The 21,536-nt window shown below is 42.3% G+C and carries 21 protein-coding genes; 7 read left to right on the top strand and 14 right to left on the bottom strand.

Annotated elements, in window-relative coordinates; translation table 11 throughout:
• Positions 1 to 28: 28 nt before the first annotated feature.
• Complete coding sequence (gene cruF, locus HWQ39_RS08550; RefSeq protein ID WP_292843479.1) at positions 29 to 928, top strand: gamma-carotene 1'-hydroxylase CruF; 900 nt, start codon at positions 29 to 31, stop codon at positions 926 to 928.
• 384 nt (positions 929 to 1,312) lie between these two features.
• Here cruF and HWQ39_RS08545 read toward each other — a convergent pair whose 3' ends face one another.
• The 3 genes from HWQ39_RS08545 to HWQ39_RS08535 all read right to left on the bottom strand — a co-directional run bounded on the left by HWQ39_RS08545 (position 1,313) and on the right by HWQ39_RS08535 (position 5,775).
• Positions 1,313 to 2,356: a chemotaxis protein CheB gene (locus HWQ39_RS08545; RefSeq protein ID WP_292843478.1), complete on the bottom strand. Its 1,044-nt coding sequence runs from the start codon at positions 2,354 to 2,356 to the stop codon at positions 1,313 to 1,315.
• Positions 2,357 to 2,462: 106 nt separating this feature from the next.
• Entirely contained in the window at positions 2,463 to 4,754 is a 2,292-nt protein-coding gene (locus HWQ39_RS08540; protein WP_292843477.1) for an NACHT domain-containing NTPase, read from the bottom strand.
• Positions 4,755 to 5,616: 862 nt separating this feature from the next.
• A complete protein-coding gene (locus HWQ39_RS08535) occupies positions 5,617 to 5,775 on the bottom strand; it encodes a hypothetical protein (RefSeq protein ID WP_292843476.1) in 159 nt (52 codons plus the stop codon).
• A 46-nt stretch (positions 5,776 to 5,821) separates the two neighbouring features.
• Between HWQ39_RS08535 and HWQ39_RS08530 the strand changes: the two genes are divergently transcribed.
• Both HWQ39_RS08530 and HWQ39_RS08525 read left to right on the top strand, forming a co-directional pair.
• Positions 5,822 to 6,934, top strand: coding sequence for an L-dopachrome tautomerase-related protein (locus HWQ39_RS08530; protein WP_292843475.1), 1,113 nt, complete (start codon positions 5,822 to 5,824; stop codon positions 6,932 to 6,934).
• 40 nt (positions 6,935 to 6,974) lie between these two features.
• On the top strand, positions 6,975 to 7,442 hold the full coding sequence (locus HWQ39_RS08525) for a YbhB/YbcL family Raf kinase inhibitor-like protein (RefSeq protein WP_292843474.1): 468 nt from the start codon (positions 6,975 to 6,977) through the stop codon (positions 7,440 to 7,442).
• A 4-nt stretch (positions 7,443 to 7,446) separates the two neighbouring features.
• Here HWQ39_RS08525 and HWQ39_RS08520 read toward each other — a convergent pair whose 3' ends face one another.
• Positions 7,447 to 9,336, bottom strand: a complete 1,890-nt coding sequence (locus HWQ39_RS08520; protein WP_292843473.1) for a glycoside hydrolase family 15 protein — start codon at positions 9,334 to 9,336, stop codon at positions 7,447 to 7,449.
• A 572-nt stretch (positions 9,337 to 9,908) separates the two neighbouring features.
• Between HWQ39_RS08520 and HWQ39_RS08515 the strand changes: the two genes are divergently transcribed.
• A complete protein-coding gene (locus HWQ39_RS08515; protein WP_292843472.1) occupies positions 9,909 to 10,037 on the top strand; it encodes a hypothetical protein in 129 nt (42 codons plus the stop codon).
• Positions 10,038 to 10,191: 154 nt separating this feature from the next.
• Here HWQ39_RS08515 and HWQ39_RS08510 read toward each other — a convergent pair whose 3' ends face one another.
• From HWQ39_RS08510 to HWQ39_RS08495, 4 genes are all read right to left on the bottom strand, one after another.
• Positions 10,192 to 10,335, bottom strand: a complete 144-nt coding sequence (locus HWQ39_RS08510) for a hypothetical protein (protein ID WP_292843471.1) — start codon at positions 10,333 to 10,335, stop codon at positions 10,192 to 10,194.
• Between the two features lie 64 nt (positions 10,336 to 10,399).
• Positions 10,400 to 10,690 carry a hypothetical protein gene (locus HWQ39_RS08505; protein WP_292843470.1) on the bottom strand — a complete coding sequence of 97 codons (291 nt, stop codon included), beginning with the start codon at positions 10,688 to 10,690 and terminating at the stop codon, positions 10,400 to 10,402.
• A 45-nt stretch (positions 10,691 to 10,735) separates the two neighbouring features.
• Positions 10,736 to 10,921, bottom strand: coding sequence for a hypothetical protein (locus HWQ39_RS08500; protein ID WP_292843469.1), 186 nt, complete (start codon positions 10,919 to 10,921; stop codon positions 10,736 to 10,738).
• 71 nt (positions 10,922 to 10,992) lie between these two features.
• Positions 10,993 to 11,505, bottom strand: coding sequence for a hypothetical protein (locus HWQ39_RS08495; RefSeq protein WP_292843468.1), 513 nt, complete (start codon positions 11,503 to 11,505; stop codon positions 10,993 to 10,995).
• A 412-nt stretch (positions 11,506 to 11,917) separates the two neighbouring features.
• On the opposite strand from HWQ39_RS08495, the gene HWQ39_RS08490 reads away from it, so the two are divergent.
• Positions 11,918 to 13,573 carry an alpha-keto acid decarboxylase family protein gene (locus HWQ39_RS08490; RefSeq protein ID WP_292843467.1) on the top strand — a complete coding sequence of 552 codons (1,656 nt, stop codon included), beginning with the start codon at positions 11,918 to 11,920 and terminating at the stop codon, positions 13,571 to 13,573.
• A gap of 305 nt (positions 13,574 to 13,878) precedes the next feature.
• On the opposite strand, the gene HWQ39_RS08485 is transcribed toward HWQ39_RS08490, so the two are convergent.
• The 3 genes from HWQ39_RS08485 to HWQ39_RS08475 form a co-directional block, all read right to left on the bottom strand.
• Positions 13,879 to 14,718 (bottom strand): zinc-binding dehydrogenase, encoded by an 840-nt coding sequence (locus HWQ39_RS08485; RefSeq protein ID WP_292843466.1) that lies wholly within the window; start codon positions 14,716 to 14,718, stop codon positions 13,879 to 13,881.
• On the bottom strand, positions 14,673 to 15,113 hold the full coding sequence (locus HWQ39_RS08480; RefSeq protein WP_292843465.1) for an aldehyde dehydrogenase family protein: 441 nt from the start codon (positions 15,111 to 15,113) through the stop codon (positions 14,673 to 14,675). The genes HWQ39_RS08485 and HWQ39_RS08480 overlap by 46 nt, the downstream gene beginning before the upstream one ends.
• 150 nt (positions 15,114 to 15,263) lie before the next feature.
• Positions 15,264 to 16,214 (bottom strand): aldo/keto reductase family protein, encoded by a 951-nt coding sequence (locus HWQ39_RS08475; protein WP_292843464.1) that lies wholly within the window; start codon positions 16,212 to 16,214, stop codon positions 15,264 to 15,266.
• Between the two features lie 564 nt (positions 16,215 to 16,778).
• Here HWQ39_RS08475 and HWQ39_RS08470 point away from each other — a divergent pair.
• Positions 16,779 to 17,066, top strand: coding sequence for a hypothetical protein (locus HWQ39_RS08470; protein ID WP_292843463.1), 288 nt, complete (start codon positions 16,779 to 16,781; stop codon positions 17,064 to 17,066).
• 21 nt (positions 17,067 to 17,087) lie between these two features.
• Here the strand turns inward: HWQ39_RS08470 and HWQ39_RS08465 are convergent, their stop codons facing one another.
• The 3 genes from HWQ39_RS08465 to HWQ39_RS08455 all read right to left on the bottom strand — a co-directional run bounded on the left by HWQ39_RS08465 (position 17,088) and on the right by HWQ39_RS08455 (position 20,141).
• Positions 17,088 to 18,734, bottom strand: a complete 1,647-nt coding sequence (locus HWQ39_RS08465; RefSeq protein ID WP_292843462.1) for a mechanosensitive ion channel domain-containing protein — start codon at positions 18,732 to 18,734, stop codon at positions 17,088 to 17,090.
• 357 nt (positions 18,735 to 19,091) lie between these two features.
• The gene (locus tag HWQ39_RS08460) at positions 19,092 to 19,826 is read right to left on the bottom strand and encodes a DUF1345 domain-containing protein (RefSeq protein WP_292843461.1); all 735 of its coding nucleotides are present in this window, start codon (positions 19,824 to 19,826) and stop codon (positions 19,092 to 19,094) included.
• A gap of 192 nt (positions 19,827 to 20,018) precedes the next feature.
• Positions 20,019 to 20,141, bottom strand: a complete 123-nt coding sequence (locus tag HWQ39_RS08455; protein ID WP_292843460.1) for a DUF4114 domain-containing protein — start codon at positions 20,139 to 20,141, stop codon at positions 20,019 to 20,021.
• Between the two features lie 114 nt (positions 20,142 to 20,255).
• Between HWQ39_RS08455 and HWQ39_RS08450 the strand changes: the two genes are divergently transcribed.
• On the top strand, positions 20,256 to 21,404 hold the full coding sequence (locus HWQ39_RS08450) for an alanine--glyoxylate aminotransferase family protein (RefSeq protein ID WP_292843459.1): 1,149 nt from the start codon (positions 20,256 to 20,258) through the stop codon (positions 21,402 to 21,404).
• The last annotated feature ends 132 nt before the right edge of the window (positions 21,405 to 21,536 follow it).

The following is a 21,536-nucleotide window of genomic DNA, read 5'->3' as shown; positions in this document are numbered from 1 at the left end:
CATTAGCAGCGAGTAAAAAGGAATTACCATGAGACAACTTGTTATTGCTGAACGCGTAAGCCTTATTGGTCATATCGTGTCAACAGTATTTGGATTGGTAGGAATATTACTGGTTGTACCTAATGCCCAAGTAATTTTTAACTTATCCGAGGTTGGACAAACTGCCATGCAATGGAGTATGGCAGGAGGCGGTGTAGTTTATATGATTTTAGGCGCGGCAGGTGTTTTCTTGTATGCCACGCGGATTTTGGGTTTAGGTCGCGCCTTAGCATTTCTGTTGCCATCAGTATTTATTTCTCTAGGAAGTGAATTACTAGGAACCAGTACTGGTTTTCCATTTGGTCATTATAGTTACCTAAGCGGTTTAGGTTATAAGATTGCGGGTTTAGTCCCATTTACAATTCCCTTGTCGTGGTTTTATTTGGGATTTGTTTCTTACCTGCTGGCACGTGCAGGGCTAGAAGTGGACAAAAAACCCAACTTGTGGCGGCATATAAGTGCGATCGCTTTGGGTGCTTTATTACTAACCTCCTGGGATTTTGTTCTCGATCCTGCGATGAGTCAAACTTCTCTACCCTTTTGGTATTGGCAACAACCAGGCCCATTCTTTGGAATGCCTTACCAAAACTTTGCGGGGTGGCTGGGTACTAGCTCAGTATTTATGGCTGTGGCTGCACTGTTGTGGAGAAATAATCCAATTAACTGGGAGCGATACCAACTTAATATACCTTTTGCAGTTTATTTAACTAACTTTGGTTTCGCTACAGTCATGAGCTTAACAGCTGGATTCTTTGTACCCGTGTTGCTAGGCTTGTTGCTGGGTGTCACTCCCGCAGTGCTACTGTGGTTGAAAGGCTCATCTACACCTGTCCAAGTTCCCACTAAACCACCAGAAATCTCTGTAGCTAGAGTCATTGCAGTGAAATGAAAAAACATTGAGCATTGGATACAAGAGGCAAAGGAGCAAAGGGGCAGAGGGGAAAGACTTACTATAGCTGTAGTCACCGAATAAGGCAAAAGTAAAAAGTAAAAAGGGATTCATAAAGAAAAAGAAAAATGGTTTGTTCGCGCAGCGTCTCTGAAAGAGAAGCCCCTAAATTTATTTATGGAACGAAATAAAAACATTTATAACGATAGCGCAAGAAATAATACGGACTTAATCATTTCCCCTCAATTTATTTATGGGGATTATCTTTTTACTTTTTAATTTTTACTTCTTAAATAGGTTAGGAAAGTGTTGGTTGCTCAAAACCTTGAATTAAACGGGTTTTTACTCAGCACGGGCTAAACGGCCTGCTTCCGCTAACAGCACTCAGCACTCAGCGCGATCTTCCTCTATTGCTGCAATAGTTCGTTTCGTAGCAAAGCCGTTGAGAATTATGCCTCGAACTAAGGACACCTCTTTATCCAAATTCATTGCATGATCCTCAAATTTTGTTGCGGCACTAGTTAAATTGGAGCTTCTCATCTGTTCTGCCATTTGACGGGAGAATGTAACCTTTTCTTCCATTACCCGCACAGCCGACCACAGCGCATTTTCGAGATTATGAGTTTGCTCTGCCAGGAACACATTAGCTGTAAAGGAATGCCCCGTGTGACAGCGAAACCGTAGCGGTTGTTTTTTGCCAATTTGCCAAATGCTGCCGTTGCATTCAGGGCAGGTGTAAGTCGTTCTAGTCCCGATCGCTTCTACATTCTTTAAAAACTCCTGGGTATTCATCTGCTGTTCAGCAATCTTGGATTCAATTTCGATTTCTTTGGTCACGGGATATGCCTCCTCCTGGGCGGCGGGTTCCTTTGATAACTCCACTAGCAGGTCTGGGATTTCTGCAAGCGGCAGGCAGTAATCGACATTCACATACCGCAAGGCGCTCTTGGCCATGCTGGGGTATTCTGCTTCGTTCGGGTCTTGAACGATCGCCACTCCGCCCCGTTTCTTGATTGCCTGCAACCCCACCGTGCCATCATCAAGATAGCCAGTGAGTACCACACCTACCACCCTTGTACCATAAGCGCGGGCGGCTGAACGAAATAACGCATCGATCGCGGGGCGAAAGCGGTTTTCTTGGGGCCCGCGCACGACACGTATCGAGCCTTGATTGACCAACAGGTGATAATCGGGCGGTGCGACATAGATGCGCCGGCTTTGAATTGACTCTCCATCTACCGGGTGAGATGCTGGGAGAGAGCCTACATCTGTAAGAATTTGGGGGAGAATGCTGGGCTTCTCTGCTGCGAGGTGCTGAACAATAAAGAAAACAGCATCAATCTCAGCAGGCAGAGCGCCTAAGATTGCGCCCAGCGCTTTGAGTCCGCCTGCGGAAGTACCAATAACAATAATGTCATGTCTAAGCATAGATACCTTTTCTTGGTGAATAAAAGTTTTTTAGGGAACTCCAAAAAATAAATTATCCAATTTCACTCTTTCAAAACGACTTTCCCTCCTCCTGCTCCCTGCCCGATCACAATCCTTGCCATTCTCGCTTAGAGAGTTCTTCTATCGGCAATAAACCGACTTCAATCTCCTGCCGCACAACGTCTGTTACCTCACAGTTGCTATTTAGGCAATCGAGAAGCAACTGATTGGCATCGTAATATTGTTGCAATACTTGCTGTTGCTGTGGGCTGAAGTGCCAGTGATGCTCAATGTTTCGATGCTTGGCGATCGCAGTTTTTAACTGGTCTATCCAAGCAGGATAACTTGTTTGCCACCATGTCTGAAACCTTTCTCTACTTTGTTCTGGATCGGGCAGTAGGTCTTTAAGTTGTTGTAAAGCTTGATGTAAGCCAGCATCTTGAGCGATCGCTAAAGCATAACTCAAAGCATCGTCGCAGGCATAGGCATCGGCAATAGTGCATTCCATCACTAGGTTATCTAATGCTGCATCCAAAAAAATATCCCGATCGAGGATGCAGACAAGAGCAAAGTGCGATATCAGGTGAGGAGTTCGAGCCAGAGTAAGGTAAAACGCGCGAATTGCAATAGGCTGGGGGGGAGCAGCAAGGGACTTGTGACTTGCCCAAGTTAAAAATTTTTGTAAATATGTATCTTCAGCCACTAGCGCGTCAACTTCTTGCTTCATCAACAGTACTAAGAAATCTGCACTCGGCAGCATGGCAACCGTTAACAAAAAGATTTCGCGCCACCTGGGTTCAGTAATATGACTCACCAGACATTCTAAGGGTCTTTCTAATGCTTGTAAATTATAACTGGCAACGATTTTTCGAGCAGTCAGGTATTCTTGAAACGTCAAATAAGAGAAGGAGAAAATTCCTTGCACTCGTTCTGCTAGTAATCCATGTTGTAACTCTATCGCCTGAAGTACCTCTTCACTATCTAATTGCAATTCCTCTGGTTCCGTCGAAGCATTCGGTAAATCAGAGATATAATCGCTAATGTATTGTTCAACAATGCGTTGTTCAAAAAAGTAATTACCCTGGTCAAATGTCGCGCTAGCAACCTGACTCAGCAACTTCAGATTTTGTGATAATGAGAAACCTTCGTACACTTCATCCCGTTCAATTGCTTTAGTTTCATCCCATTTGCCCAGGAGGAGGTCTAAACATTGCTTATAAAACGCAATTTTTTGGTTTGGGAATTTGTTCTGATGATGAAAAACCCAGCAGGCGAGATGTAAAAACAAGGGGGAGACGGCAAGTCTACGAAATTGTAAGTTTTCGGGTAAATCTAGTTTCTTAATAAACTCAATTGCCTGTTCTTCTTTATTCTGGATGTTCGTTTTTGTAAGTGCTGTAAACCACTTCTGAGCAAAAGCAACAATTTGGTCTTGACTAAATGGGGCAATTTCAACATCTGTAAAGCGTCTAAGATTGAAAGCTTTAGCCGCCGTGCGGCAGGTGACGACAAATATATTCTTTTGATACTTTTCAGAGAATCTGCGAATCTCATTGGCAACACCCCTTTTTTCTTGATGAAGCACTTCATCTAATCCATCTAGCAACACCAACATACTGCCTGACAACAACAAAGTTTCAAGCACAGATGGATCTGAAATTCCACAGGTAAGGAATTCCTTGTAAATATAGTTGAGTAAATTGAACTCTCCTGCAACTCTCGTTTCGTCGGCAAAATCTCTTAAGGTGACAAAAATAGGAACCCGATTTGCAGCAAATCTCCCTCGGTTGCATTGAATCGCCAGATGTTGTAAAAAAGTGGTTTTACCTGCTCCCGGTTTACCCAATACCCGCAGCTTTGAGTAAGTTTGAACTGCCGCGATCCCCGCCTTTTGTGTTTGGGATACTTCACCTAAACCAAAGCGATCGAATTCTTTTGATGTAAACTTTTGCAAATCAGCAAACTCTAACCACTGAAGGCTTGCAATCTCCTCCAAAATGTTGACATCTATATAAATGTCGTCGATTCTAACGGGGCGACTAACATCTAATAGCTGCAAAGTGCCGCACTGGTCTTGAATTTTGTCAAAGCGTTGCGATCGCACTTGTTGTACTAGAGCATCAATATCCAAAAATTCAGCAGCACCAAGTTCTTTTGATTCAGGGAATTCTTCTGGAGGATTAGCCGCAATCTCGCGCCAATTCAACGATAGCACAGAACAAATTTCTATAAAGATATGACGGTCAACTGAACGCCCAGTAAAAAACCGCCAAATTGGTTGGCGAGTCTTTAAGTTGACTTCAAAAGCCAAATTGTCTTGTGTCCACCCTTTATGAGCGAATGCTTTTTTGGCTTGTTCAATCCCGGTGACTGATCCCTGGAGCGATCGCTTGACCATAGGAGCTTACACACATCAAATAATAATTCTTCAACTTGACATTATTGCAACATGCAGTTTCGGAACTACTTAGAAACTATTTGAGTTTTTTTAATGCTAATGATTTATTCAAAGCATCTTCCACTAATATCTATCATTGCATTGTTCTCAGTTAAAGATGATTGGTTTAAGTGTTATTTTTAGCTTTTTATTTTATGTATTAGGAAAATGTAGTATATTTAGTGACTCTAGTGCTGTGGCAATCTAAACTTTATCTAAGATTAAATAGCTGTTGTTATTGTACTACTCTTTAAGAGGTTGTTTGAAAAGTAGTTAGCTGTGATTTTAGGCACTTGGAGATCCCCCCTAACCCCCCTTTTTAAGGGGGGAACCGGAATCAAAGTCCCCCTTTTTAAGGGGAGCCACTGCGGTCTTCTCCCAAGGGGAGACGCCAAGGGCGATAGCGCCGGCGGCAAGCGAGTCTGCGTTCGCTTTTAGCGTCTCGTAGAGAGCGTCTGGGGTCTCCCCAAGTGGAGCATGTGGCGTGGATTTAGGGGGATCTCCAAGGGTTGGGTGTATACAAAAGAACTTTATACACAACCTTAGAGGTTGTGTATAAAGTTAACCTAATATTGTTAGAAACTAGATCGATTCTTAAAGGAGCTAATGAGATAGTTTTTGACAAGATTACTGAACCCACGAAGATGCAACAAAAGGCTTTAGATTTGCTTGGTGTTTCCCTGATTTGTACCCAGTAAACCCAAAGCGAAAATCTTTAAACCCCTTACTATGCATTGCATACGACTTTTGTCAAACGAAGAAGTTCAGGTTAAAAGCCATTGAAGGAATAAACTCTGAGCTTGAGAGGTAGATAAATATTCTATTAATGACTCTTAAATATACAGTTGTTATCTTTCACTAGGAAGACGCGATCGCACAACTGCTTCCGTAGGATGGTAAAAGTCGAAAGCTTGTAAGCCATTGGAAGACCAGTGGAAGCGATCGCCATTAATGCCGGAGTTGGGGTCGGTGGCAAACTCATTGAGCCAAGAGCGGCTAAAAATTAATCGTAATCAGGGAAAAATCCTATGGTCAGCCAATTGCAGAAGTTACCGACAGATGAAACATTAGGCACACTGGAACCTGTTGTCCACTTTGATGGTGCTATGCCTACAGGTGTAACGGTATCTCATACTGGACGGATCTTTGTCAATTTTCCGAAGTGGGGTGATGAAGTTGCATTCACCGTGGCAGAAATCCGAGATGGTCGTCCGGTGGCTTATCCCAATGAGGCAATTAATCGCACAAACTCAGATAATCTTGCACAAACCCTTGTATCTGTGCAAAGTATTGTGGTTGATCCGCGCGATCGCCTGTGGATTCTCGATACTGGTAGCCCAATGTTCCAACCGACACAGTACGGTGGGCCCAAGCTGGTTTGCGTTGATTTAACAAGCAATCAAGTCATCAAAACGATTCTCTTTCCCCAAGATGTAGCATTGCCGACGACTTACCTTAATGATGTCCGATTTGACTTACGGCGCGGTGCTGAGGGTATAGCATTCATTACTGATTCATCGGAGCAAGGCGCGAACGGGATTATTGTCGTCGATTTGGCATCAGGCGAAAGCTGGCGCCGACTGCACGATCATCCTTCCACAAAAGCTGAAGAACTATCGAGCTTTCTGCCTGTGGTTGAGGGTCGCCCATTCATGGAACGTCAGCCAGATGGGTCAACCAAACCTGTCAAAATGGGGGCTGATGGAATTGCGATTAGTGCAGATGGGTCACGTTTGTATTACTGTCCGCTTGCTAGTCGTCGTCTCTACAGTGTTGCGGTTGATGCTCTTGTGGATCGAGCGAGCGATGATCGTGCTGTTGCTGCAACGGTAATTGATGAGGGAGATAAAGGCGGTGGTGCAGATGGACTCGAATCAGATGCAGCCGGATGTATTTATGCAACGAACTATGAACACAATGCAATTCTGCGTCGTCATCTTGATGGAACATGGGAAACGCTAGTACACGATCCTCGCCTCCTTTGGCCTGATACCCTTTCAGTAGCAACAGATGGTTATCTTTACGTCACAGCTAACCAGTTGCACCGTCAAGCAAACTACGAAAAGGGACGCGATTTACGTCAGTTGCCTTATAGCCTCTTCCGCATTCGCATTAATGCTCAACCTGTCCTGCTGCGATAAATTATTCGATGCAGCTGATTGTTGCAAAAGGAAATACGCAATGGCATTGAATATCAAAGATTTACAGATTCATAGCCCTGCATTTACTTCTTTAGAACATATCCCGAAACAGTATACCAGTGACGGTGAAAACATCTCACCTCCTTTAGGATGGAGTGGATTGCCAGCCGGAACCCAGCAATTAGCACTCATCTGCCACGACCCGGATGCACCCCTGCCACAAGGGTTTACTCACTGGTTAATCTATGGCATTGGGCCAACAATTAACCAGATTTCGTCAGGAGGTGGTAGTAAATTTACTGAAGGTGTGAATAGTACCAATCAGCCAGGATATACTGGGCCTGCTCCACCACCGGGGCATGGACTTCACCATTACTATTTTTGGTTGTATGCTCTAGATGCAGAGCTTAGACTAAAGCCAAATATGAACCGCGAGCAACTACTTAATGCGATCGCTGACCATGTAATTGAACAGGCGCGGCTGGTTGGAGTTTATGAGCAAAAGTAAATAGCTAATCGACATGAATACTACCGCCACCTCTTGATGCAGCATTTGCTGCATCACTATGCACCCGCTCAACTATTCCGATATTACCTGTATGTGCTAAAGAAACGGCAACGTTAATCACGCCAATATGCGAAAAGGCTTGGGGAAAGTTACCAAGATGCGCTCCTGTCTCAAAGTCAATTTCTTCTGCAAATAGTCCCAACGAACTGCTTCGTGCCAGCATTTGCTCGAACCAAACACTAGCCTCTGTAGCCCTTTGAGCCAAGATAAGCGCGTTGATCAGCCAGAAGGTGCAAAGAACAAAGGATGCCTCTTTACCACTCACGCCTTCTGGTGCATCTCGATAACGGTAACACAGTCCATTCTCAACTAAATGTTCGATAGTCGCATCAATTGTTGACACCATACGCGGGTCAGTTCCATCAATGAAGCCAACACTAGACATTAGTAAATTAGAGGCATCAAGAGTTTCATCCTCGTAGGATTGCTTGAAGGCACCAAGTTTTTCGCTCCACCCTTTTTCAAACACTTCATTGCGGATTAGTTGCCGCTCCTGTCGCCAACGGGTAGTATCACCAGTTAGCTCAAGCGCCTCAGCCATTTCGATGCCACAATCTAATGCCACCCACAGCATCACTTTCCCGTAAACAAAATGTCGCAAACCCCCACGTACTTCCCAGATGCCGCTATCTGGTTCGTGCCAGTGTTCAGCAGCCCAATCTACTAGTGGGCAGATGTGTTCCCAAATTGCAGTTGGATCGTACTTTCCAACCTTCCAGGCAAAATGTAAAGCACTAACCACCTCACCATAGACATCAAGTTGAACTTGTCCTGCTGCACCATTGCCGATCCGAACTGGCTGCGAGTCTCGATATCCCCGCAAGTGATCTAAGGTTTGCTCAACAACCTGTCCACTTGATGTAATCGGGTAAAGGATTTTGATTCCAGTTCCTTCTATCTTCACAGTCTGGGCGATCCAATTGAAGAACTGACACTCATCATCAAGATAACCTGCTAATAGTAATGCATGAAGAGTAAATGATGAGTCCCGAATCCAGGTGAAGCGATAATCCCAGTTCCGCTCCCCACCAATTTCTTCTGGCAACGAAGTTGTCGGTGCAGCTACAATTGCTCCTGAAGGGGCATAAGTCATTAACTGTAAGGTCAGCGCACTGCGAACAACCGCCTCTCGATACGCTCCTTGATAAGTACACTTATTCGCCCAACGCCGCCATTCAGCGCAAGTTGATGCCAGGGCATCTATTGGATCTAGATTTGGCAGTTGTGCGTCCTCCTCAGTCAAAAGCGTGAACACCGCTCTTTCTCCAGCATGGAGGATTATGTGACACATAAATGTATTGCTTGTTGTGTCCAGATGCCATTCAACAGGCCCAGTAATGGTGAATGAATTAAACCTGACTTCGTTGCCAGATTTGACTAACTTGGGAATTGTGCGCCCATAGTCAGGGCGAGGAGAGCAAGTACTAATAATTTCAACTGTTCCTTCACTAACCTCGACAATTCGGATTAGCTTACCAGGTGCTATTCGGCTTTGTTGCTGCTCATTATTGCTAATATCCATAAAATCCAGCAGCGAAATTCGGCCTGACTCACACCTAAAAATTGTTTCTAGTACATTAGTTTCGTTTAGATACTGATGACTACTTGACCAAGCAGTAGTTGGCTGAATACTCCATCTCCCGCCACATTCTAGATCCAAAATTCGAGCAAACAAAGATGGCGAATCAAACCGAGGCAAACAAAGCCAATCAATCGAACCACAACTACTGACCAGAGCTGCGGTATGGCAATTCCCTATCACCCCATAATCTTCTATGGGCAGAAAGGATTGGGTCGATGTTGGGTTACTATTGGAATCAGATGTAATACTCATTACCGTCTTTAGCTGCTGATAACCTTTTACAAAAATCTTGTTTGTAATTGGGATTTTTTTACAGATTTTATTCCTTTAGATATTAATCGTTAATTTATCATCTTGAAAGTTATTTGTCAGAAGTCAATTTTTCCAGCTAATCTCTCTAAAGGAATAGTCAAACATAAATAATCGAATATAATCACGATTTAGCACTATAAATCGGATTAAAGAATCAAATTAATCTGCATTATGCATACTTAATTTATTTAAGAACCTTCTGTTATATAGCGGTTCTCATTCACGTCAGGTACACCCGTAGGGGAAGCCGCTTTGCATCTACATGAATTGCCCCTACACTTTGCGATATAGTTTTGTACCGCATTTGAGTGGGAACGGCTATAGCTCCTAGTGCCAAAAGTGACGTTCGCACAGATTTCCTCAAACCAATGACCCCTGTAAATTCATGCCTTCATAAGATTTAGAAGTTCTGTGAATTTTCAGACATTCACCTGTTTCGACATTCCATAAGTGGATGGTCTGGTTTTCACTACTGCTAGCAAGAATTAGACTTTTAACCGGAGAATGGATAAATGCGATCGCAGCGTCATGAATTTTCTATTTTGCAACGGAACTTTAGAAGAGGCGATGCCTACGGCGGTAAACTACGCAGCACTCAAGGCAAAAATACTAGAACTTTTTCAAGCTTTTCAGTAGTGTAGCCGCAGCGCTAAATGGGTAGGGCGATCGCGTGTAAAATGTGTTTAGTGATAGCTATCCTATTAGATAGGGTTTTAGCAAAATCATGTCTCTAACAATCAACAACAAAAATGCAAACTCTGCCAAAGGGAGATGGAATCTTTGACTGTTGATCGATCATCTATTTTCTAACAAACCTCCGTAAATGTCTGTTCGCTGATTACTGAGCGGTGAAAGAAAAGAATGCAAGAGATAGCCATGAGCGGCGTGGATTTCGATAACTTGAAAAGCAGCTTGCAGCGCCCGCTCTGCTGCTTGCACAAATGCGATAATGGTTTCTTCAATACCACGCTCATCAAGGGATATGGGAACAGGACTATTACCATCAAATCCAATTGAGCTTGGTGCAACTATATATAGTCCAAGCCCCTTGTTCAGGTGTTAAAGGTGAACCGCCTAGCAAAGGAACATTACTACTTGCCTTTCGTCCAGCATGAGCCAGCTGAATGCCCACAACCGCTCCTTGTTGACGAACAAAGCGCACAATACGTGCTAATGGTTCAATCTGAGCATCATCCCAAAGACCGAGATCGCCGGGTGTAATTCGTCCAATGGATGTCACTGCTGTTGTTTCCACCATAATTAAACCAACACCGCCAGTTGCTCTGCTCCCCAAGTGAACAAAGTGCCAATCATTTGCTATTCCATTCTCTGCGGAATATTAACACATTGGTGACATTGCCACGCGATTTGGCAAGATTAAATCTCGAATTTTTAGTGGACTAAATAAGTCTAATTCAGGTATATCCTGATCGTGTAAATAAGCTGATTGACTTCCATAAGACTGTAGGGATTCTAATCCCTCATAGGCTACGGATGATAAATTTGTTAGATTCTGTGTAGACATCTATTTGTTAATTCCTCTAGACTTTGAGCTAACAATTAATTTTCGGCGTATATTGCCAAAAGCAATTTATTTTAAGCACTAGCTGGCTCTGCATAACCTTGAATATTTTCCGGCTCAAAAGAGCGTAATATGCCCGTAGCACGTCGAGTTAGCTCCTCTGTTCCTTTAACCACTATTAAATACTTGCCTGCATTTAAACGATTGCGATATGGCAAAGCATCACCACTACCTACGGTCAGACCAACTCCACCACCTACTAGATAAGCCCCTAAAACACCAGAAGCTGCTCCTAAAATTCCGCCAATAATATGGCTGCCAATATCACCGAGCGCAAAGATTTCAATACCAGTTAGATAATTAAATGCATAACCAGCGATAAACCCAAAAGGTATTAGCCAGTATAATAATCGCTTTGCTCCTTTACGAGCTTGTTGATTCGGGTCAATCAGATTGTAATCATCAGCACTTTTATAACCATTGCCCAAAATATCTACTTGGTTTGGAGATAAACCATCATTTGTTAAGGCAGAATAAGCTGCTTCTGCTTTTGACTTGTCTGGTAAAACTGCAATGAGGTAATTCATAGAACAAAATCCCACTAGATTATTTTCAAAAGTTTTATCAACAATAGGCTATTTTCTAATTACTCGTTATTTCGGCTAATTTACTATTATTTCTTATGGAGCTAAATATAAAAATCAATTCGGTATTTGAAACCTGAGCAACCTAAATCGCACATATTAACTAGGACACCAGACCCTAGTCTTTAAAACATCTTTCTAAAGAGCCACTTACAATAAATAATTTTAATTCTTTAGAAATAACTATTTATATTAATTTTTAACCTTCCGATAGAAGTTCTTCTTAGATAAACGTCTATGATTATGCTCAGTTTTTAAGCTTAACGGCAAAAGTCACAATCTTATTCTTACTTCAGAGATACGCATCTCAGTTAAAGTTTTCCTACCCTAAAAGGGTAAAATTTTGGCTTGGACAATGGCAAAGTTTACTGTTAGCGACTATTTATTGCTTCGTCTGGAGCAAATTGGCATCAAGCATATCTTTGGCGTTGCTGGAGACTACAATATGGAGTTTCTCGACTATATTGTTAACCACAATGGCATTAAGTTAATTCCTACTTGCAACGAACTTAACGCATCCTATGCTGCCGATGGTTATGGTCGGATTAATGGTGTTGCGGCATTAGTAACTACCTTTGGTGTTGGTGAACTCAGTGCTATTAATGGTGTCGCTGGCGCTTATGCTGAACACGTTCCGGTTGTAGCGATTACTGGTGCTCCTGCAACTAAAATTCAAGCTCTTGGTTCACTTATGCATCATACGCTTGGTACTGGTGATTTCTCAATATTTGCCCGAATGTATCAACAGGTAACGGCGGCTCAAGCATATTTAACAAAGGAAAATGCAACAACGGAAATTGACAGAGTTTTAGGTATCTGTTTACTGAAGAAATTACCTGTTTATATTTCCCTACCTATGGATGTTGTTCTGGCTGAGGTGTCTGCACCGTCTGATTTTTTTATACCCCCTGTATTTCAAAGTGATGGCGCTACAATAGCAGAAATAACTGATGTCTGTGTAAACATACTGGAAAAAGCTTCCCAACCTGTGATTATTGCTGATATTGGTGTAGCTCGTTATCACTTGCATGAACAATTGCGAGAACTGCTAACAGCTACCGGATACCCTTATGCCACGATGAACATGGGAAAAGGATTGCTAGAAGAAACCCACCCCCAATTCATCGGCATATATAATGGTGCTGCCAGTGAGGAATCTGTTAGAAAACGTATTGAGCAGGCAGATTGTGTTTTAACTATCGGTGCTTTGATGACTGATTTCAACACAGGCAAGTTTTCTGCCAAACTCGATCCCAGCCAAACTATTGAAGTGCATGGGGAGTATGTAAAAGTTAAACATGCTTTATACAACAATGTCGCTATGGCAGATGTGCTTTCTGCTTTAAGTCAACGGTTGCAGCACCGCGATCCTCAAACGCTTTACTTCAAATCAGCAACAGAGAATTTAGATCCTGGTTTTATAACGCCAATCGAAGGCGGCTCTTCGGTACCGATTACGCAGAAGTATTTTTGGCATAGATTTGCTCATTTTCTCCAAGAAGATGACATTATCGTTGCTGAGACTGGAACTTGTTTGTTTGGCGCTTCTATCGTTCCTTTACCAAAAGGAGCTACTTTCGTTGGGCAAGTACTTTGGGGATCGATTGGTTACTCTGTTGGTTCATTACTTGGTTGTGCCATCGCCGCATCACAACGTCGCTCTATCCTACTGGTTGGTGACGGGTCTTTCCAAATGACTGCACAAGAACTTTCAACCATCTTACGCCATAATCTAAAACCGATTATATTTTTGATCAACAATGATGGATATACTATAGAGCGTGATATTCACGGTGAACGTATGCCATATAACGACATTCAACCTTGGAATTATCATCAGCTGCCTAAGGTTTTCGCTGGCAATGCCTGGACAATTAAAGTTAGTACCGAATCCGAGTTAGACAAAGCATTACAAACAGCTCAACAAAACCGCGATCAACTTGCTTTTATTGAGGTTGTAATGGATAAAATGGACAGCCCAGAGGTTCTGTTGAAGATGTTGCAGCAATAAAGCAACATACTGCCTCATCAACTTATATCATACGTCTCATGTTAAAGGCATCTCAATCTGACCATTCCGCTATCGGAGTCTCCAGTTTGGATTTTGGGGCAGTACCTCGTTTTGCAAAGTTTGTACTGGCGCTGCTAAAGCTAGCGGATCTAGACGAACATCATTATCAAGTAGCCAGACATATATATAAAATTTAACTCGTGCTGTACAACCTCCTATAATTAAAATCAAAAACCATCAGCAAGTAGGGTAACTTGCTGATGTCAAAAAAGTTTTTAGTTCACAATACAACTTTGGCAAAGACTCTAAACATTAGCTAAAGCTGCTCCAGGGACTAATTCTACCTTCACCCAACCTGGTTGTCGTTGGTCAAATGCCTTATATGCATCAATAACTGACATTAGCGGCTCGACTTGTGTTAAGACTTTTGTGGGGTCTACTGTGCCATTACGAACCAAATCCACCAACGTAGGAATATATTTGCGGTGATTACAATTGCCCATGTTGATTGTGAGATTTTTGTTCATTGCTGTGCCGATGGGAAAGAAATTATGGGTGGGGGGATAAACTCCAATAATCGAGAGTGTACCAGCTTTGGCTAATGCTTGAACTGCCCACTCTAATACTTGAGAAGGAGCATTACCTGGATGCCAATTTCCGTTTTGAGGATTGGTTTTAGGGGCAATTTGTTGTAACTGCTGTTGGAATTGTTGTGCTTCTTGTCGTGCTTTTTTGGCTGCTGGACCACTGTCAGGAGCATTCGCATCTACGCCAACTGCATCAATAGCTCTATCCACACCAACTCCTCCAGTTAGTTCGCGGATTGCTTCAATTGGATCTTCGGCATTGTAATCAATGATTTCTGCACCCAAATCACGCGCCATTTCTAAACGTGAGGGAATTGTATCCACTGCAATGATGCGTCCTGCACCGAATAATCTGGCGCTAACGATCGCAAACTGCCCAACGGGGCCACAACCGAAGATGGCAACTGTATCTCCTGGTGTGATCTCTGCAATATCGGCTCCAAAGTATGCCGTAGGGAAGATGTCAGACAACAGAATTGCTTGGTCGTCTGTAACCTCTTTTGGTAATTTTACTAACCCTGCATTGGCATAAGGAATTCGAGCATATTCCGCCTGCAATCCATCGAAGGGGCCTGTTGCTTCTGGGCCTCCGAAGAAAGCTGTCCCAGCGTTATGCCCCTGAGGATTGGCGTTATCACATTGAGCATTATATCCAGTACGGCAGTAAGAGCAGTAGCCACACGCATAATCAGCGATCGCTCACTCGGCAATGCCTCTGCCCATGCCACTTGACTACGCTGTGCTTCTTGATAAGCATCTTCTAAATCACGTTTGTCCGCCGCCAAGATTTCCATAATCACGTCTTGACGGTATGGGTTGATGGGTTGCAATTTGTGTTCGGAACGGCCTGTAACCCAACGTCCCCCAATAAACAGGCGATCAAATCCTGTGTAGGGAACAGGTGAATTACTAGGATTTGAACTAGTTGTACGGTTGGGTGTTGTAGTTGTCATTGAAAAAACCTCATTAGTTTCAGTTGGGGTAATCTCTTGTGTTCTAGCTGCGATCGCTTTTAAATTTATCGTCGTGGCTCACTTCTCAACTTTTGAATAAATTTATTAACGAATAGCTTTTGGGTTCACACCGAGAATTAACTACTTTCCTCACCTTTGAACAACCGATGCCAATATTTGGTCAATCGCTGTCAGTACATCCGCATCTAGCTCTACTCCTGATGCAGCAGCGTTATCAACAATTTGTTCTGGACGGCTAGCACCAATAATTGCTGAAGACACACGCTCATCTCGTAGTACCCAAGCTAGAGCTAACTGTGGCATACTCAACCCTAAGTCTTGGGCAATGGGTTTAAGCTTTTGTACTGCTGTTAGTGTGCGATCGTTAAATAACTCCTCCATCAAAAACGAATTCATCTTTTCGTTCGCAGCACGAGAATCTGGAGGTGGAGTTTGCCCTGGCTGGTATTTGCCTGTGAGTACACCTTGTGCTAACGGCGACCAAACAATCTGACCGATGCCATTAGCTGCACATAATGGAAACACCTGTGCTTCCGGTTTGCGCCAGAGCATGGAATATTGGGGCTGGCTGGAAACAAAGTGTTCAACATCAGCCAGATTCAGCGCTGCTTGGATCTGCTGCGGACTCCATTCGCTAAAGCCGATGTAACGAGCTTTTCCCTGACGCACTACCTCAGTGAGTGCCGTCATAGTTTCTTCTAAAGGCGTATTTGGATCGTAGCGATGGCATTGGTACAAATCAACGTAATCGGTACGCAGTCGCTTTAAGGAAGCATCAATTTGTTTTCTGATTTGGGCTGCTGAGAGTCCTCGCTCATTGGCTGACATGGGAAAGAAAACTTTGGTCGCTAAGACATAACTTGAGCGCTCAGTACCTTGCAATACTTCTCCCAAAAAGGATTCAGCCCCTCCCTGAGCATAAACATTTGCAGTGTCAATAAAGTTAATTCCAACCTCAAAAGCTTTGTGTATGCAAGCCTCTGCATTTTGCTGCTCTACACCACCCCCATAAGTCAGCCAGGAACCGAGACTAATTTCAGAGACGCTCAACTCGCTATTTCCCAATTGTCTGTATTTCATTTGTATTTCTCGTTTCACTGTTGTTTTCATCTTTGATTAATCTCCAAGAAGCTATTTCTAGCGTATTTACAAACTTTGTCTCAAGCCACCAGAGCTTTCCTCATTCAAATTGCAGATATTTTGTCTGTTTACATATACCTAATGAAGAGTCTCAATCTCTGCGCCATCGCTTTACGACTATAAATTCCGTGACAAAAGCAATCTTATTTATATCCGAATGGCACGAAAATTCATGTGAAACCTAGCCAGGGCTATGTTGTTCACAGATTTCGCAATCAAACGGGATCGCGATCCCCCTGCTCAACCTCAAGTCACTGATTCGTTGGCTTAAGTGCCAAAAACGCAAAAGAATTTTGACTTCTAGACAATGATCCTACTGCGATCGCTTTAAGGCATCTGCCCGAAAAAGAGATTTATATCCAATTAAGAAATTCATCGGCAAGGCACTCGTATTTTCCATAGTTTTGCAGTAAAGTGTTTATTCTGTGCTTTTTATTTACGCCTAACTTCTCCCAACTTTACTGCCATCCAAATTTTGAACCAATGCCTTCAAAGGAACAGCCAATGAATACTTCTAATGAGATACATACTTTGAAAATCATTAAAAAATCCGACAAGCTTACCCTGAGACAGATGAAGTTAATCGAAGAAGCAGAAGACCAACTTCTTCAAGCTAATACTGTCAATTCTTCAGCCCCTGTGGTTGAGGAGAAACCAGTAATCACAAGAGAACCGAGAGAACCTGACTATATTCCATTCCTTGACAATCCTCCAGTACAGTCTGTTGGCAACTCTGGCTGGCAGGTTTCTGATGTCTGGCGGGATATTCGGGTGGATGATTTTTGTGGATAGACCCCCATTATTACAAAGCGCTCATGCATCTATACCCTCTGTGCCCCTTTCAATTGCATTGGTTGAATCTATGCATGACTCCTGATTTGATAATCGTTCAACCATCTGTATTAAAGCTAACTGCATTTCTGGCGTAAATTCCAACTTACCAGAACGCAGATGTAAATCTAACTGAGCAAAAGGAATTTCAATTTTTTGTTGCTTTAATACTTCGTAAATAATGTAGTATAAATCACTTTTGAGCAAAAATTGTTTATTAGGTTCCGCAGTCCAGACTAATAACTCAAAATTTAAGGTGTTGTTGGCAAAGTCTTTAAACAGTACTAGAGGCAAAGGAGTCTGCAATACATTGGGATGCTTAGAAGCAGCCTCTAACAGAGCAGATTGCACTGCTTTGGGATCTGAGCTGTAGGCAACGCCAACGGGGAGATGAAGGCGAGAAATCGGGTTGCGATGGCTCCAGTTGATTACTTCTTTTTCCAAGAAGCGAGAGTTGGGTACAATAATTGAAACGTGGTCAAGGGTACGAATCTCGGTACTTCTGGCACCGATTCGTTCGACAATACCTGTATATTCCCCAACTTCCACAAAATCTCCAACCTGAATTGGACGCTCAAATACTAGTACTAAACCACTGCCAAAATTCTTAGCAATATCTTGTAAACCAAAGCCAATTCCAACGCTTAAAGCACTTGCTAAAATTGTCAAAGAGCTAATGTCAAGCCCCCAGATTTGTAGCAGTACCAGTGTGCCAATAAAAATTAGACCATATTTTAAAAGTACTATAATCGCTTCTTGAGCGCCACGATTGATTCCAGTAAAAGATAGAATCCGAGAACGTAAAAAATTGGTTAAAGTTCCAGCAAAGATAACTAAGCCAAACAACAAACCAACCAAAATTATTAATTCAGTAAGAGAGTAAGGATTCTTTCCTAATGTCAGAATAGGTGAGGTAAAACTGGTAATTAGGATATTTGAAATTTGGTAGCTCCATTGACGAGTGAAAGGAAAGAGATTAGTGATATAAAGAATCGCACTCATCCAAAGCCCGATACGCATACTTGCCAACACTAATTTGAAAAATAATTCTAATACTTTAAGCGTTTCCGAATTAGGTATGGCATTGCTAGTAGTTAAGCGAAATGAAGCTACTCGGATAAATTGATGCTTAATCCATCCCAATAGCCAACTAAATCCCACAGTTATGAGTAAAATTGCTGCTGCTATAAAACTTGTTTGTTGAAGATAGGTTCTAGTTCGCTCTAAATGAGCTTGCTGTAAGGCTCCTTCAATTTGCTGCGCCCAAATGTGAGCCTGCTCATCGAGTGTACTACCTGGTAAAGTATCTTGTTGTGTAACTGTTAATAGATAGCGGTCATTTAATAAAATAGTAGGTAGCTGGTTGCGTTTTTCAATTTTAACTTGAATAGACTCAGAAGCTGAAATCACATTTTTTAGTTGTGAGTTGATTAAATTTGTCCGTTCTTGAGCGCTATACTGACCAGAATCGCTGATCTGAAAAAGCTGTTGTCCATCCAAAATAACAGGAGCTTTAGTTAATGCTTGAGCAACGACAGGAGTTAACCAGAAAAATAAAACAAAAGCTAGTACTGTAATGAGAATATTGAAATATTTTGATGGCAGTCGCAAACGATGAAAATCAAACATGAAGATTTTAATCAGATATTTTTACTTCAACTAATTAATATTAACTAGATTTCCTCGAAATCAAATTATTTTTATAATGGTTCCTATTAGCATTCATTGATGATGTCCTCATTACCATCCTACTGGTGTAATATACTGAAATCTATAAGTGGGATAGTTGACCGTGGAATTATCAACACTACAAGGACTACCAGTAAGTATTCTCGGTTTAGCAGGGCAACAGTCAATGAATGCTGCAACTATTGCGTTTGCATCTGAGGCTTTAATTAATTACTTCTTCTTTTACAATTTGGAATTTAAAAATTTCTTGTGTTTATTTTTCTTCTTAATTTTTAATTAAAAAAAGTCAAGCAATTTTTAAATCAGCGATGCAATAATATTAATACTCATCGCTAAAATAGTGGTATTGAAAAAGAAGGATAATATACTGTGTAACAGAGTCAAGCGCCTCATCTCGCGCGATCTTGTCTCCACATCTGAAACTTGGCTAGTCATACCAATTACAAAAGAATAATATAAAAATTCCCAGTAGTCTGGATAGTCGTTATTAGGAAAATCTAAACCTCCGATGATTTCTTCACTGTAATTATGATTAATATATTTGTAATAGCTATGTGCATATTGCACTGCAAACATCGTATGTACTAGTAGCCAAGAACCGACAATGGTCATAATTGAAAGTACGACATGTAGGGTAAGTAAAATTGTAGACAACCCTTTTTTATCAGTTAGTAAAAAACCAATAGCTAAAACACTTGCACAAGCCGCAGCAATCACCAGCATGAATATAGCCAAATGTCCTTCATATTCACTCTCAGCATAACGGCGAATTTTTTCTGGGTTCGCCCTGGTCATTTTCCACCAAGTTATGGCTAAGAAAAAGTCAATACCAGAGTTCCAAGCGCAGAGAATGCGAGTCGGTAAGTGTAGCCACTGGGGAAGGATTACTGAAACTAATACAGCAAGTCCGACAGCAATGATTAGTCGGGGGCGGGAGTCAAAGTTTTTAAATAAATTAAGTCTCACAAATATGGCAATATGGCGATCGCAGAGTTTAACTAATTCGTAATTTTCGGTAAAATACCATATCAAATTATATATAAAATTGTTGGTCTTGATAGCTAATAATTATGCAATATTTGGTTTTGGTCTGAATCCACACAAGTAGGTGGACAAAAATATTTACTAAAACATCGGTGATGCGATCGCTCTATCTAACTAGATTTTTTCTCAAAATAAAGCCTGTATTCATTGCTCAATCAAAGTTACAGGCTATACATCTATCTATGGAATATTCAAATTAACTCGGACAATCAAATCGTTGTAATTGCGATCGCCGCCATTTGCCAAATCCTCAAAGCCAAAAACATTATTGCTTAACAGGCTAATATGATCTGCTTTGTACATCTATTCGCTTCTGTTCTGTTCTCAGTTAAGAGTTCTCTTCCTACGCAAGTAAGTTCAAGAATGAAATCGGATTCCTATATGATCCTGTAAGTATCGTCTAGACGAAGACAGATTATGACGCAAACAATTTCAATTAACGACTCTGGGCGCTTGCAACTCACACCGCTAGAAATCCCATCCCGTCTACTGTTAGGGCCTGGCCCATCCAATGCCCATCCCACAGTTCTCCAAGCGATGAATACCTCACCTGTTGGGCATCTTGACCCAGCTTTTCTCGCACTCATGGATGAAATTCAGTCGTTGCTACGCTATGTATGGCAAACAGAAAACTCACTTACCATTGCAGTTAGCGGTACGGGAACAGCTGCAATGGAAGCAACCATCGCCAATGCTGTAGAACCCGATGATGTGGTTTTAATTGGTGTAACTGGTTACTTCGGTAATCGCCTTGTGGATATGGCTGGACGTTATGGTGCTGATGTGCGAACCATTACTAAACCTTGGGGACAAGTCTTCAGCCTTGATGAACTGCAAACTGCCTTAAAAAGTCATCGTCCAGCTATCTTAGCTCTAGTTCATGCTGAAACTTCCACCGGCGCACGTCAACCGTTGGAAGGGGTAGCTGATTTGTGTCGTGAATTTGGTACTCTGCTGCTGGTAGATACGGTGACAAGTTTGGGTGGTGTCCCCTTATTTTTGGATGCTTGGGGAGTTGACTTAGCTTATAGTTGCAGTCAAAAAGGGTTGGGTTGCCCGCCAGGTGCTTCTCCTTTTACAATGAGTGCGCGTGCAGTTGAGAAATTGCAACAGCGCCAAACAAAGGTTGCAAACTGGTATTTGGATATGTCGTTACTGGGCAAGTACTGGGGTACTGAACGCACCTATCACCACACAGCACCGATTAATTTATACTATGCCTTGCGGGAAGCATTACGTTTACTGGCAGAAGAGGGGTTAGCAAATTCCTGGCAGCGACATCAAAAGAACGTAGAATATCTCTGGGAAGGGTTGGAAAACTTAGGGCTGAGTTTGCATGTTGAGCAAGAATATAGACTACCAACGTTGACCACTGTCCGCATTCCAGCCGGGGTAGATGGTAAAGCGATCGCACGACAGTTACTTAATGAATATAATATTGAAATTGGGGGTGGTCTTGGCGAACTCGCGGGTCTTGTTTGGCGCGTCGGATTGATGGGCTTTAATAGTCGTAAAGAAAGTGTTGACCAACTTTTAGCAGCGCTGCGGCAAGTTTTACCTAAGTAGCTTTTGTGTCATCAGGTGCGTTAACAGTAAGATAACGCACCGAAAAAAGAGCGTAAGCGTAGCCCCTCGTAGGCATCGCGCTAACATTGTTTGAGAATTAAATGTCAGCCGAAACAATCGCTGCTATATCTA

Source organism: Nostoc sp. NMS8 (genome assembly GCF_017115045.1).
GTDB lineage: Bacteria > Cyanobacteriota > Cyanobacteriia > Cyanobacteriales > Nostocaceae > Nostoc.
The sequence above is the reverse complement of the archived record's forward strand: the minus strand, read 5'-3'. Positions and strand labels throughout refer to the sequence as shown.